The organism is Sphingobium sp. WCS2017Hpa-17, from assembly GCF_031843765.1.
In the GTDB taxonomy this organism is placed as follows: Bacteria; Pseudomonadota; Alphaproteobacteria; order Sphingomonadales; family Sphingomonadaceae; genus Sphingobium.
On record NZ_JAVTIV010000002.1, the window covers coordinates 209,501 to 224,079 of the forward strand.

Sequence of the window (14,579 nt, forward strand, 5' to 3'; positions counted from 1 at the left end):
GTGCGCTTTCCCGTCCTTCGCCGATCAATATTTGATGCTGACGGTGGCGTAATATTCGCGCGGCCGCGAATAGGTGACGGTGGTGGCCCCGACGGCATCGACCTGCGTGCCGGTGACGATGTAGCGTTCGTCGGTCAGGTTCAGTACGCCGACCTTCAGTTCCAGCAAATCATCGCTGCGTGTCCAGCGCAGCGAGGCGTTGGCGATATTTTGCGGGTGCGCGATCAGGGCAGGCGTATTGACGGCGTCGCGCGCCATGCGACCCTTGTAACTATAGTCGCCATGGGCCGTGACTTGTCCGTTCGCCGCCTCGAACAGGTCGATATCGGCGCCGACAAAGGCCGTCCATTTCGGCGTATTCACGAAACGGTCGTCGGTGCTGAAGGTTACGCCCGGATCAAGTTCCGTATAGCGCGCGTCGATATAGCCGACACTGCCGTTGAGGCGGATTTGCGGGATGGGCCGGGCGACCATTTCCAGTTCGACGCCGTCGATCTTCGCCTTGCCCGCATTCTGGATGAAGGGTGAGATGCCGCGAACCACGGTGATCTGGAGATTTTTGTAATCGGTATGGAAGGCGGCGAGATTGAGTTGAAGACGATGATCGAGAAACTGCGTCTTCGCGCCGATCTCATAGGTGTCGGCCCGCTCGGGATCGAAACGCGGTGCGATATTGCCGGGAGTCGGGATTGACAGGCGCGTGGTGTAGCCGCCTGACTTGAACCCCTGCGCGAAGGAACCGTAGAGCATGATGTCGCGCGTGATCTTATATTCTGCCCCCAGCCGCACCGAGAAATTGTCGTAGCTGTCCCGTCGCTCGCCCAATGGATAGAGGCGTGTCGGATCATCGGGATCAGGCAATTGGTCCGGGGTGAACAGTCCCAGTTTGAGCAGGGACAGGTTGATGTCGGACTGCCCTGCCGAAAAGCGCTTCTTGTCCTTCGTATAACGCGCGCCCAGCGTCAGGCTGAGCTGCTCGGTCAGATTGATGTTATTGTGGGTGTAGACGGCATAGGATTTATTATCGTTCTGATAAGGGCCGTAAAACTGACCCAGCCCCTCTGAAAGATAGGCATTTTCCAGATTCTGGTTCTTTTCCCGGAAATAATAGAGGCCGAAGACAGATTTCAGTCGATCGTCGAAGGCGTCGATGTTGAATTGCAATTCCTGCGAAAACTGTTTCTCCCGCAGCCGCGACAAGGTGGTGGCGATCATCATCGGCGCACCATCAATATCGTTGGCCAGATCGGCCTTGACCTCACGATAGCCGGTGATGGATTTCAGTGATACATGGTCGGTCAATACAATGTCGATCTGACCCGTCAGCCCCCAGGTCTTGACCAGCGAACGGTTGGCGCCATTGGCATAGGTGGTGTCGATATCATTGGTGATATATTGATCGCCGAAAGTCAGTCGCGGCGGGCTATGGGTGAAATTATAACCCGCCAGCCCCGGCAATGCCGCGCCACCCGGCACGCCGCCGCCGCGCGCTCCGCAGATCGGCGCAAGGAAGGCAAGCGGACCGCCTGTAGCGAAAAGGGCAGGAGGGGCGCTGATGCAGCTATTATAAACCGCCGCATAGGTCGGCGCAGCGGCCAGCGGATTGATATCCGTCGCGACCAGAGATACCGCACCTGCCTCTTCGTCCGCTTTCGAATAGTCGGCGGCGATGCGGACAGTCAGGCCGTCGCTCGGCTGCCATTTCAACTTTCCGCGGAAAGTGTAGGTGTCGGTCCCGCCACGGCGATCGGATGTGTTTCGGGGGATGATATTGAGATTATATTCGTCCGTGACGCCGGTATCGCCGGGAAAGGGGATGATCTTCTGATAGCCCTTCTGGCTCTTGGTCGTGAAGCTGACCTGCGAGAAAAGCGTGTCGCCCAAGGGTATGTCCGCCGTGCCGCGCAGGTCGAAACGGTCGCGACTGCCATAGGTCGCTTCCGCCCGTACCCCGAACCTGTTCGCTGGGTCGCGAGTCACGACGGAAATGGCGCCGCCGATCGTGTTGCGGCCGAACAAGGTGCCCTGCGGTCCTTTCAGTACCTCGATCCGCTCGACATCGAGCAGATCGACATTGGCACCGATCGATCGGGCGAGAATGACGCCGTCGAGATAGATGCCGACGCCCGGCTCCAGACTGGAGGATACGTCATTCTGGCCGATGCCCCGAATGAAGCCGGTCAGGATTTGGGAGGATGAAAAGATCGGCGCGCTTGAATCTAACTGCACATTGGGGGCCAGCTTCGACAGGTCGGCGACCGAACTGATATTCTGGTTCTTCAGCCCTTCTGCCGTAACAGCGGTGATTGCGATCGGCACGTCCTGCACATTTTCAGCCCGCTTCTGCGCAGTGACGATGATTTCCGCGATGCCGTTGCTACTTTCCTGCGCTTGCGCCGGCGCGATGGCCAGCAGTGGCAGCGCCACGGACGCCAGGATGGTGGAGGTCGATAGCTTGCTCTTCATGGTCCTACTCCCCTGCAATTTTCTTTTTGGATATCGGCAGTCTTGAAATTCAGTCGGCCTGGACTTCCAGGTCCATCATGCGCTGAAGGATGCGACGGCCTTCCACAGTCGTCGTGTCGCTGCGGATCATCAGTTCCGGCGGCAACTGCTCGCTGCGCCCGATGATTTTCTCTATTTCTTCCGTGGCGAAGATATCTTCGTCCAGCACCGGCCACAGCGCTTGCCTGAGCGCATCGACCTGCGGTTCGCTGGTCCCGCCCAGGGCAAAGAAATAATTGGTGTCATGCCGGGTGGCGGGCGTCACCGCGTGGAACACCTTGGCGCTGTTGAGGCATTCGCCACCCCGCTCTTCATGGTCGGCGACGACGAATGTGTCGTCCAGACCGGCATGAAAGCCCGGCGCGAAGAATGTCATGGCCGATATCCGATCGACCTTTCCGTCATAGCGCCCGGCCGCCGCCATCAGCGGCGGGCAATCGGCCTGCCGCATGAAACGGCGACTGCGGATGGTCCGATCATCCACCTGCCGGTCTTCCGGCGTGCTGGCATTCTCGCCGGTGCCGATGCTTGTGCCATGCAGATAGCCCAGATGGGTGAGGTCCAGCAGATTGTCGTTGAGCAGTTGATAGCGACCTTTGACGGAAGCAAAGCGGAAGGGCTTGTAGATGTAGCCCGGCGCGCCGAAGCCCATATCCGCTTCGCTTGGCAACAGGCTCTCGTCCGCCTTGTCCGGGTCGCCCGGCCAGATGAAGGCCCACAGCCCGCGCTCGACCAGCGGATAGGATGGGATGCGGTAGACGGATGGAACGTTCGACTGGCTCGGCACCTTGCTGCACCGGCCGTCGGGACCGAAGGTGAAGCCATGATAGCCGCATTGGATCGAATCCCCGATCCGCATGGATTCGCCCAACGGGAAATAACGGTGCGGGCAGCGACCGCCGACTGCGACGGCGGTGCCATCCTGCTTGCGATAGAGGACGACCGGTTCGCCCACTATCCAGCGGGACAGCAGGCTGACGCCGATCTCCTCGCTAAAGGCCGCGACATACCAGGCATTGCGCGGGGCGAAACTGCCTTGCTTGAACGGATACATGATCTGCTGCTCCCTTTCTCAGGCCGGGATCGCGCGGGCGGGGAGACGCCGGAATGCGCGCGATATATTGTTGAGCGCACGGTCGGGTTCGCCGGCCAGTTCAAAGCCGGCGACGCGCTGCGCCAGGGCGGTGAAGACGGCCGTGAGTTCCATCCGCGCCAGACCTTGTCCGGCGCAGCCATGCGGGCCATGGCCGAAGCCGAGATTCTGCTTTTCGCGCCGGTCGATACAGAAGGCGTCGGGTCGCTCGAACTGGCGCTCATCGCGATTGGCGCTGGCATAGGACAGGATCACCCGCGCGCCCTCTGGCAGGACCGTGCCGTCCGACAGCGTGACGTCTGTCGCCGTCACCCGCGCGAAATTCTGGAGCGGGGTTTCCATCCGTACGATCTCGTTCGCTGCGCCCATGGCCAGACGCGGATCGGCGCGCAGCTTGGCCCATTCCGCCGGGTTGTGGGCAAAGAACCAGATGCCCGCCGCCATCGCACTGATGGTGGTTTCGAACGCGGCGACGACATAGCCCGCGAGCATGCCGATCGCCGTGTCGCGGCTGATGTCGCCGCGATGCGCCGCCGCGATCAGCTTTGCCGCGAAGCCGCCGGGCGTGACACGGTTCTGGTCGTAGATATCGGCCAGCAGCGCCATCATTTCCTGCAAGCGGGCAAGGCCCATTTCCATCCGCCCATTGGCAGGACCGGCCGCGTTCCACGATCCTTCGGCGAGGCGCAGCAGTTGCGGGCGGACATCGTCCGGCCAGCCGATCAGGTCCATGACGACGCCGACCGGCAGGTCATGAGCCAGATCGGTCACCGCGTCGAAATCGCCCATCGCGACGATCCGATCGGCCAGAGCATCGGCGCGCGCGGCGATCGTATCGGCGACCGGCTTGAGCGCGACCGGACCGAGGGCCTCCATGATGAGGCGTCGGCGTTCGGTATGGACAGGCGGGTCCTGGCAGATCAGCGCTTCGCTCCATGCCGCGTTGATGATCGGGTTGAGGCCGATGCCCTGATCCGACGAGAAACTGCGCCAGTCGTTGAGCGCCGCGCGGACATCGGCATAGCGGCCAATGAAATGGACGGCGGTCCGTTCCAGCCACACCACCGATCCCAGGTCGCGCAGCATGCGATAGGTGGGGTAGGGGTTGCGCAGGGTCGCGTCATCGAACAGGTCGGCGCTGCTTGCAGGCGGCGGTCCTGCGTGGGTTTTGACATCCATGGCGCTCACCTTATGCCCTGCTTGCCGGGGGACAGGATGTGGTTCGGATCGAGCGCCTGCTTGATCCGGGCATTGAGGTCGCGGTTCGCCTCGCCATATTGCTGCGCTACCAGATCCATGGTGTTGACGCCGGTGCGATAGCTGGCCCAGCCGCGTTCGCCGAAGCGGGTGATCATCTCGCGGATGCAGTCGTCCGCCTTCTTCTCCTCGTCCGGGTCGGACTTGTCATAAAGGATGAAGATCAGATGATGCAGTTCTCGCCCGCCAATCGCATAGGCGACCGAATAGTCCAGGCCATATTTGCCCAATATCTCCTGCGCGAGGTCGGTCTGCTGGCTGGTCTCTGCGCCCTTGGCCGGGGCGACCGGGGCAAAGCAGCACATGCCGCCGCCGCGCCAACGCATGATGCCCTTTTCCTCCAGCGTCATCTGGCCGCTCATCAGATTCTTGTGATGCTCGAACCACAGGTTGCCGCCCATTTCCTTCTCGGTCAGCACTTCGCCGCCCGATGCCTCGAAGGCACGGCGAACGATCGGTTCGACAGCCGCGATGATCTCGTCGGTGCCGTAAAGCGCGAAATAGGTGTTCCACATGCCGAGCCCCTTGGCCTTGGCGAAATCGCGGATCACCGTGTCGGGGACCGATTCCGGCTTGTCCCAAATCTCCTCGCGGCGATGGAACATGGCCAGTTGATAGGCCGCGCCCATCATCAGCACGACATTGGGGATGAGGTTGCTCATGCGGAAAGGGCGCATGGCGTCGACGATCTTGGCGACGTCCGCCATCTCGCCATGGCGCACCATGAACGGCTTGAAGGCCGGGGGCTTGGGCATCAACCAGAAACCCAATTTGGTCACGACGCCGAAATTGGACTGGGTGAATATGCCGTCGACATAGGGTCCATAGCCCCATTTGAACGCCTGCCAGGTGGTCGAATTCTTGACTGATCCCATGCCTGTGCGCACGATCGTGCCGTCGGCCAGCACCACTTCCATACCGCACTGCATGAAGAAATGGTCGCCATAGGGGGTATAGCCGACGCCCCGCTCCAGCGTATTGCCGAGCGGCGATACGATCGGCCCCACGGTCGGTACGTCGATCCAGTAGGGCAGGTCATGTTCGACCAGATAATCGTGCATGTCCTGGTAGGTTACACCCGGTTCGACCAGTGCGGTGCCCAGGTCCGGGTCGATTGCGATGATCTTGTTCATGCGCTTGAGATCGAGGATCATCTGGCCGCTGCTGGCCGGCGTGGCGCAGCCATAGCCCATATTCTTGCCGGTGGAGACGGTCCACAGCGGCAGCTTGTATTTGTTCGCGACCTTGAGAACCGCCTGCACTTCCTCGACCGAAGCCGGGGCGACCGCGCCGCTCGGGACATGTTCATGGCGCGGGTCAGGCGTAAAGCTTTTGGTATAGGGTAATGTGCTGTCGGCGTCGGCGAAAACCCAATCAGCGCCGACGATCGCCCGCAATTCCGCTACCGCTACCGCGAACGCGCCCTTGTCCAACTGGACCGGCAACATGCGAGGGCCGTCGAGCGGGGAGGCCGTTGCCCCGGCGGCATAGGCAACAGCACCGGCCGCGCCGGTACGCAGGAGGTCGCGCCTGCTGAAACGGCTCATTGTTCATGCTCCTTTGGGTCGGCTCTGGACGTATGGAGCCATTGGGCGAGCGCCTTGAGTTCCTGATCGGAAATTTCGGTCTGGCGGAAGGCCGGCATGGCGGCTGGACCGGTGCGCACGAACTGGACAACCGCTTCGGGCGGTAGCGTCCGTCCACGGATCACGGGGGCGACATGCTGTCCATGGCAATAGCCGCAGGTCGACGCATAGATTTTTTCCGGCGATCGTGGCTTCGGCGCGGCGCTGATGACAGGGCCGCAGGCCACGGCCGTCAATCCCGCCAAGACGCAAATTCCCCCTGTCCGCACGCCGCGATGGCGCCGGAGTCTTTCCCAGCCAGGCATCCCACTCTCCCGAAGCCGCCGGGTTATGCCCGGTCATGCACCAACATTAATCTGACAGTTTGTCAGATTGATGTTGGAAATATCAGAATCATACAAAGTGTCAACTTTGTAATTTGATCAATCGGAAAGGATGAGCGCGGGCAGTGGCCGGCAGGAAATCTCGACGGCATCGGTACGGCTGACGCCAAGGCTCATCAGGATGCTCTGGACGATCTGCACCGGATATTCGGGGTCATGCTCTTCTCGCAGCATGGAGGAGATGGCAGCGATAGTGGTGCCCAGGATCGAGTCGCGCCCGATCGCGCTGCACGGGACGGTCAGCAGTCCCGCCTCTATCCCTTCCACCACGGTCAATTCTGCCTGACGGAATGTTTCAGCGCCGAAAATCACGCCATTGGCACTCAGGTTGATCATCGACCATCCCCAGCGAGCATCCTCCGGCACCTTGTCGAGGTAGAAGCGGATCGCGGCGGCGGCTTTTTCGCGCGGATCGGACAGGCGCGATACGGTGCGGGTCACCGCCGTCAGGAAATCATGCGTCACTTCATAGGTCACGGCCTCCCGCAGTTCGGGCATGCCGGTGAAATGATCATAGAAGGTCGCGCGGGTGATCTCCGCGCGCTTGGCGATTTCCTCGATACGGGCATAGAGGCCGCTCTCGTCGCCGAACGTGTCAAAGGCCGCCGCTACGATTTTCGCACGGGTCTTGGCACGCCGAACCCTGCCGATTTCGAGGCGTCGCTCCTGATCCGTTACGAGCTTCGTCATATCTTTCCTCAATGCCGTGGACCTGTGTCCATAGGTCCGGCGAGACTCCGATGCAATTTTCGCGACCAGCAAGTCGGAAGGCATCTGCGTTCACCTGCCGCAGCGACGCAGCACGCCAACCCGCGACAGCTGATGTTGCGAATTGATCGCAGTGCCGCTAATCGCGCTGGCAATGTCCTCCAACGCCACCGCCTTGACCCATCTGCTGCTGACGGAACGACGGTCGCTGCTGCGGCTCGCGCAGCGTATCGTCGGCAGCGCGCCGGCGGCGGAGGATGTGACGCAAAGCCTCTGGTTCCGGGTCCAGCGGATCGAAGATGATCCCCCGATCGTCAATAAGCGCGCTTTCCTCTACCGCCTTGCCACCAATCTTGCGACCGATCATGTGCGCGCCGCCGTACGACGCGACAGGTTGTTCGAAAGCGGTGAACTGCCCCTCGAAGCGAAGGCGGACATGCCGTCCGCCGAAACGCGCATGGTCGATCGGGAACGGCTGCAACGGCTGGAAGCGGCGCTGGAGGAACTGCCCCTGCGTTGTAGGCAGGTCTTCACGCTGCGGCGCATTGACGGGCTGCCCGCCGGGGAAGTGGCGCAGAGGCTGGGCATCACGCTCAATGCGGTTGCCAAACATGTACGCATAGCGGTGCAGCATTGTCATGCCAGGCTTCAGGATGACGCAGACGCATGATGGGCATGTCTCACCCCAAACAGTCCCTGTCGGTGCACGCCGGACGTCTTGTCTATGAAGGCGGTATGATGGCCGTCCGCGCATGCAAGGGACCACGCTGATGACGGCTGATACCGCCATTCCGAGCGAGATCGCCGAGGAAGCCGCACGCTGGTTTGCCGAGCGCGACAGCGGTCTGCTGGACGACATGTCCGGGCTGGACGCATGGCTGAACGCGGACCCGCGCCATGCGCAGGCTTTTGCGGAGATGGAGATCATCTGGTCCGACCTCGGTAATGTGGCGGGTTCCCCTGCGGTCCGCCAATCCCTGGCTCCGCCTCCCATGGCGATGCAGCCGCCTCGCCGCTTTGTGAGTCGCTGGATGCCGACGGCGCTTGCCGCCGCCAGCCTTGCCCTCATGATCCTCGGTGTGGCGAATGATTGGCCCACCCGCTGGCAGGCCGACGCGATGACCGCGACCGGGGAACAACGCAGTATCGCTATGCCGGATGGCTCGCGAATATTGCTCAACACCCAGAGCGCGGTCGCCTTCGACTATGCCGCGGGGCGGCGCAAGATCCGGCTGCTGAAGGGCGAGGCTGCCTTCACCATCGCGCCGGACCGGACGCGCCCCTTCACGGTGGAGGCGCAGGGCGGCAGCACGACGGCGCTCGGCACGCGCTTTCTGGTGCGCGCCGTTGGTAACAGCAGCCAGGTCAGCGTGACCGAACATCGCGTGCGCGTGGCCTGCCCCGGCGGGCATGGCAGGACGGCCGATGTCGGCGAAGGACAAAGCATCCGTTATGACGACGCACAGGGCTGCGGCACGCTCGAAACCGGCAAGGTCGCCGATGCGGATGCCTGGACGCAGGGTTTCCTGACGTTCGAGAACCGCCCCCTGTCCGAAGTCGTTGCCGAGCTTGGTCGCTATCATAAGGGCTATGTTCAACTGATTGGCGAGAATGTGCGCGACCGCCGGGTGAGCGGCGTGTTCAATATTCATGATCCGGTGGGCGCCATTGCCCGGCTTCAGGCATCGCTTGGCCTCAAATCGGCCCATCTGACCGACCGGCTGATCTTTCTTTACGGCTGATAGTCCGGCCTTTTCGGAAAATTCCGAAAAAATATACCCCACCACAGTCCCGTTTCCAAAAGACCACGCGTCAAATGAATGAGAGCGCGTCGCAATAGCGGATTTTGCGCTCCCGCTCATTCTTGATCCTGGGGGTATTTCCGTGAATTCGAATCGTCTGCGCTGCCCTTTCCATTTGGCGGCCCGCAGCTTTGCCTTCGGCCTGCTCGCAACCACCATGCTGACGGCCGGACTGCCAAGCGTTGCCATGGCTCAAAGTAGCGCGACCTACGACATCGCCGCCGGACCTCTGCCCGCTGCGCTCAATCAGTTTGCCCGGCAAGCGCGGGTCGAACTGATCTATGATGCGCCGTTGACACAGGGTGTCGCCACCCCCGGCATCAGGGGCAGTTTCGCGCCAGCCGAGGCGCTGTCCCGGCTGTTGGCGGGCACCGGTCTAACCTTCCGCCAGACCGCGCCGCGCACCTTTACCATCGAACGCGCGCTGAAGGTGACAGACAGCGCCACGCAGCTTGGCCCGGTCCGTGTGGAAGGCGGCACTGCGGGCGTGGCTGGCACAGGCACCGACGGCGCGGACCTTGCCCTCACCATGACCGAAGGGACGAAATCGCTGGCCGGCCAATATGCGCAGGTCGGCGGTAAGTCGGCTGAGCGTCTTCGCGCCATCCCGCGCAGCGTCACCGTGCTGACCGCGCAGGAGATGGAGGACAAGAATATCACCACCGTCACCAATGCGCTCGATCAGGTGACCGGCATTTACGTGGCATCATACAACACGCGCACGCCGGTCTTCTATTCGCGTGGCTTTCTGCTTCAGAACCTGACCATCGACGGTGGCAGCCCGATGCGGATGCACGACGGGTTGCAGTCGATCATCAACGGCGTCGGTCTGCCCAACCTGCTCGCCTATGACCATGTCGAGGTGATGCGCGGCGCGGATGGCCTCTATTCCGGCAATGGCGATGCCAGCGGGACCGTCAATCTGGTGCGCAAGCGCCCGACGGCGGAGCGGCAGATCAAGTTCGCCGCCTATGCCGGAAGCTGGAACAATTATCGCGCCGAGCTGGACGTGGGCGGCCCGCTCAACAAATCCGGCACCTTGCGCGCGCGCGTGGTGGGTGGGTGGCAGGACGCCGATTCCTATTTCACCGGCGCCTACACCAAGGACAAGTTCGGCTACGGCATCATCGAATGGGATGCCACGCCCCACACCACCCTGTCCGCGGGGCTGAGCTATGACGACCTCAATGCCCAGAAATATGAGCGCACATTGGCATGGCGCAGCGGTAGCCTGGGCACGCCGGAAAATCTGCCGATCCTGTCGAAGCGGGATAGCTGGATGCCCGAATGGGCCTATGACAAGGCGCAAACGCTGCAATATTTCGTGCGGGTCAGCCATGATTTCGGCAGCGACTGGAACCTGACCGTCAACGCCACCCGCAACGAAACCGATTCCGACGAACTCTACGGCTATTACGGAATCGGCATCAATTCGGACGCGGCGACGCCCAGCGGCTATTTCATGCGCTGGATGTCGCACGGCTATGCCAACCAGACGATGGTGGACGCGAACATCAAGGGCAAATTCACTCTGTTCGGCCAGCGGCATGACATAACGATCGGCGGCAACTGGTCGCGCAGCCAGGCCAATTCCACCAACCCCATCGGCGGCATCGCCGGGGTCGCGGTGGAGGATTATCTGACCTATTACCGCTATGCGAAACCGACCCAGGCGGAGATCGCGACCTGGAGCGGCTATGGCACATGGGGCAGTGTCTATGGCGACAATGGCTGGGACACGACGCGCTATGGCTTCTGGGGCACGCTGGGCATGCGTCTGGCCGATCCGATGAAGCTGATCGTCGGTGGACGGTATAGCCGCAACGAGAATTTCCGTGGCCAGTCCATCGGCAAATTCGTACCCTATGCCGCCGCGACCTATGATGTCTCGCGCGATTGGACCGCCTATGCCAGCTATTCGGAAATTTTCGAGCCGATGCAGAATATCGTGCCGATCGGCCAGTGGAACGAAGATCCGACCCAGATCAGCTATTCCGACAAGCCGACCACCGGCCGCAATTATGAGGGGGGCCTTAAGGGCGACCTAGCCGGCGGCGCGCTTCAGGCTGCCGTCTCGGTCTTCTATATCGAAAAGAACAATGTCTATGTGAATGACGAGACGCAGGGGCAGGTCGTCATCCCCGGCTATGGCACCACCTATATGCAGCGCGTGGCGAAGCTCCAGACCAGCAAGGGTTTCGATGCCGAACTCAAGGGCGCGCTGACCGCAAACTGGCAGATTTCGGCGGGCTACACGTTCAACGTCACGAAGAACAAGGAAGCGGACGGGGCACCGATCCTGCTCTGGGCGCCCAAACATTCGGCGCGGTTGTGGAGCACGTATCAGCTTCCCGGCGCGCTGGCCGGGCTGCGCTTGGGCGGCGGTGTAAGAGTGTTCGGCAACAGCGACCTGCGCAAGGGCTATGCGGTGATCGGCGCCAGTGCCGATTATGACATCGACCGCCACCTGACGCTCGGCATCACCAGCGACAATCTGGCAAACGCAACCTACCGCGTCTCCACCAGCAGCGCGGCGACCTATGGCAATCCGCGCAACGTCATGGTCACGCTGCGCGGCCGCTATTGAGGCGATATCGCCCGTACGGCCTCATGCTCGGCCTTCGTTGCGTACATGCCGGTGCAGGGTCGGGCCAATGCCATGGCCGCAGTCAGCGGGGCCTTCTTCCGAACAAGGCCGGCCATCTTCATGGTGCAGGAAGAAGGTTACGCAGTTAGGTTATTGAAAACTAATATCTTATAAGGTGCGCGCATCTCGCAGGTGCCGTCGGCTCCTGACCGGGCGGAATCCACGTCCGCCGCCTTGCCTTTTGATGGTGGGGCGACGGAGCGATCAAGTGAGTATGCGCGTGCTGTCGTTACCGTTCATCAGGCTCATCAGTTGGCTTCTCGATACGAAGACCAAGGTGCCGGCGGCGATCGCGGACCAGCTGAAAAATGGCCTGTTTTCCTCGCTGCCCATCTTCCTGGGCGGGGTGCTGAATGCGACGGCGGTGGCGACGATCGCAGTCTGGCGCCATCCGACCGCCCCGTTCATCGGCTGGCTGCTGTTCGAAATCGGCCTGGGGCTGGTGCGGATGGCGGTGCTCATATATGGGAAGCGGCAGATGACTGCGGGGCGCGTGCCGCCCCGGTCCCTGTCCGCTTTTCTGTCCTGCCTGTGGGCCTTGTCGGTGGGGATCGGCACCTCGCTCTGCATCCTGTCGGGCGACTGGATATTGGCGGTGATTGCCTGTCTGTCTGCTGCCGCGATGGTGTGTGGCATCTGCCTGCGCAATTTCGGTACGCCGCGCCTGGCCGCGACCATGGTCTTTCTGGCGCTGGGACCATGCGCCATTGCCGGCAGCCTGACCAGCGAGCCGGTCCTGCCGGTGATCAGCCTTCAGTTACCGATCTTCATGCTGACGATCTTTTCCGCCTCCTTCGCACTCCACCGGATGCTTGTGTCCTGGATGACCGCGCTCAACGACCTGGAACGCAGCGAATCGCTGACGGAAACGATCCTGCGGTCCAGCCCGGACCATATGCTGATCCTGGAGGAGGATTACCGTATCCTCTACTATAACAGGGAGGTGGAGGAAGGCGTCGTGGCTGGCCTCGTCGGCCGCAACTGGCTGGACGAGATTGCCGAGGAATATGGGGAGGCTGCCCGCAGCGCGCTCGACCAGGCGAAGACCGGACAACCCGCCAACCTCGCCCTCAGTCAGCTTCACGGGCAGGGCAAGCGGCGCTGGTTCGACATCGCGATCAACCGGACGTCGGATGCTTCCGGCCGGCTGATCGTCGTCGCGCGCGACATCACCCATCAGAAGAAGTCGGAGGAGAAGGCGGTCTGGATGGCGCAGCATGATGCGCTGACTGGCCTGCCCAACCGCGCTTTGCTGCAACATCATCTGGACGAGACGTTGGCCAATGTCGGGCAGGCGATGGAGGCGGCGATGCTGATCGTCGACGTCGACAATTTCAAGGCGGTCAATGATTCGGTCGGCCATGACGGCGGCGACGCGCTGCTCTGCGCCTTTGCCGAACGGCTGAAGGCGGCGGTCGCGCCGGGTGATCTGGTCGCTCGCACCGGCGGCGACGAGTTCGCCCTCGTCATCGCCGCCAGTTCGGCGGAGGCTGTGGAGGCGGTCGCCCGGACCATCTTCGACCAGTTACGCGTGCCGATCGACCATGGCGGCCGCTTGCTGGAATGTGGGGCCAGCATCGGCGCCAGCTTCATTCCGCGCGACGGCACCACCCGGTCGGAAATCATGAAGGCCGCCGATATCGCCCTTTATGCGGCAAAGACCGGCGGTCGTGCCCGCATGCGCATTTTCGATCCCGACATGATGGTGGAGGTCGAACAGCATCAGACCATGATCGCCCGCGCGCGGCAGGCGCTGACCCACGACATGGTCATACCCTATTATCAGCCCAAGATCGACCTGCGCACATCGCGGGTCATCGGCTTTGAGGCGCTGCTGCGCTGGAGAGATCGCAGCGGCCAGTTGCGATCGCCGGACATGGTAAAGGCGGCATTCGAAGATCCGGCGCTGGGCTCCTTGCTGAGCGAGCGGATGTTGCACAAGGTACTGGACGATATCCAGAACTGGACCCGGACCGGCGTGGCCTTCGGCCATGTCGCGCTCAATGTCGCTGGCGCGGACTTCCGGCATGGCGGCTTTGCCGAAAAGGTCATCGCCAATCTCGCGGCCAGAGGCCTGCCGTCATCCTGCATCCAGATCGAGGTCACGGAAAATGTGTTCCTGGGCCATGGCGCGGGAGAGGTGGAGCGTGAACTCCGCATGCTCAGCGAGCAGGGCATCCGGATCGCGCTCGACGATTTCGGGACCGGCTACGCCTCGCTGTCGCATCTGACGCAGTTTCCGGTGAATCTGCTGAAGATTGACCGATCCTTTATCCAACGGATCGGGACCAGCGCAGATGCGGAGGCGATCACGGCGACGGTGGTCAATCTGGGCCATTGCCTGGGGTTGGAGATCGTGGCCGAAGGGATAGAAACGGCCGGGCAGGAGGCATATCTGCGCGATATTGCCTGCGATATCGGGCAGGGCTTTCTCTATTCCCATGCCATCGCCGCCTGCGATGTCGAAGCCTATATCACAGGTTTCGGCCTGATTGATCCGATCGCGCTCGCCAGCTGATATCAGCGTCGCGCGATGTGACGCCGGCCTATATGACATTGAAATATATTAACTTTCATCGACCTGTCATCTGTTAGCCT

The 14,579-nt window shown here is 61.9% G+C and carries 10 protein-coding genes; 4 read left to right on the forward strand and 6 right to left on the reverse strand.

Annotation, left to right across the window (positions count from 1 at the left end):
* Nucleotides 1-24 precede the first annotated feature (24 nt).
* From RQH62_RS05295 to RQH62_RS05320, 6 genes are all read right to left on the reverse strand, one after another.
* Nucleotides 25-2,466 carry a TonB-dependent receptor gene (locus RQH62_RS05295; protein WP_311267702.1) on the reverse strand — a complete coding sequence of 814 codons (2,442 nt, stop codon included), beginning with the start codon at nt 2,464-2,466 and terminating at the stop codon, nt 25-27.
* A gap of 49 nt (nt 2,467-2,515) precedes the next feature.
* Entirely contained in the window at nt 2,516-3,559 is a 1,044-nt protein-coding gene (locus RQH62_RS05300; protein WP_311267703.1) for an aromatic ring-hydroxylating dioxygenase subunit alpha, read from the reverse strand.
* A gap of 18 nt (nt 3,560-3,577) precedes the next feature.
* Nucleotides 3,578-4,777 carry a cytochrome P450 gene (locus tag RQH62_RS05305; protein WP_311267704.1) on the reverse strand — a complete coding sequence of 400 codons (1,200 nt, stop codon included), beginning with the start codon at nt 4,775-4,777 and terminating at the stop codon, nt 3,578-3,580.
* Nucleotides 4,778-4,782: 5 nt separating this feature from the next.
* Complete coding sequence (locus RQH62_RS05310; RefSeq protein WP_311267705.1) at nt 4,783-6,402, reverse strand: FAD-binding oxidoreductase; 1,620 nt, start codon at nt 6,400-6,402, stop codon at nt 4,783-4,785.
* A complete protein-coding gene (locus RQH62_RS05315; protein WP_311267706.1) occupies nt 6,399-6,686 on the reverse strand; it encodes a cytochrome c in 288 nt (95 codons plus the stop codon). Before RQH62_RS05315 ends, RQH62_RS05310 begins: the two co-directional genes overlap by 4 nt.
* A gap of 177 nt (nt 6,687-6,863) precedes the next feature.
* Nucleotides 6,864-7,514 carry a TetR/AcrR family transcriptional regulator gene (locus tag RQH62_RS05320; protein WP_311267707.1) on the reverse strand — a complete coding sequence of 217 codons (651 nt, stop codon included), beginning with the start codon at nt 7,512-7,514 and terminating at the stop codon, nt 6,864-6,866.
* Nucleotides 7,515-7,686: 172 nt separating this feature from the next.
* On the opposite strand from RQH62_RS05320, the gene RQH62_RS05325 reads away from it, so the two are divergent.
* From RQH62_RS05325 to RQH62_RS05340, 4 genes are all read left to right on the forward strand, one after another.
* A complete protein-coding gene (locus RQH62_RS05325; RefSeq protein WP_311267708.1) occupies nt 7,687-8,202 on the forward strand; it encodes a sigma-70 family RNA polymerase sigma factor in 516 nt (171 codons plus the stop codon).
* Between the two features lie 100 nt (nt 8,203-8,302).
* Complete coding sequence (locus RQH62_RS05330) at nt 8,303-9,274, forward strand: FecR family protein (protein ID WP_311267709.1); 972 nt, start codon at nt 8,303-8,305, stop codon at nt 9,272-9,274.
* A 175-nt stretch (nt 9,275-9,449) separates the two neighbouring features.
* Nucleotides 9,450-11,921, forward strand: a complete 2,472-nt coding sequence (locus RQH62_RS05335; RefSeq protein ID WP_311267710.1) for a TonB-dependent siderophore receptor — start codon at nt 9,450-9,452, stop codon at nt 11,919-11,921.
* Nucleotides 11,922-12,195: 274 nt separating this feature from the next.
* Entirely contained in the window at nt 12,196-14,499 is a 2,304-nt protein-coding gene (locus RQH62_RS05340; RefSeq protein WP_311268102.1) for a bifunctional diguanylate cyclase/phosphodiesterase, read from the forward strand.
* Nucleotides 14,500-14,579 lie beyond the last annotated feature (80 nt).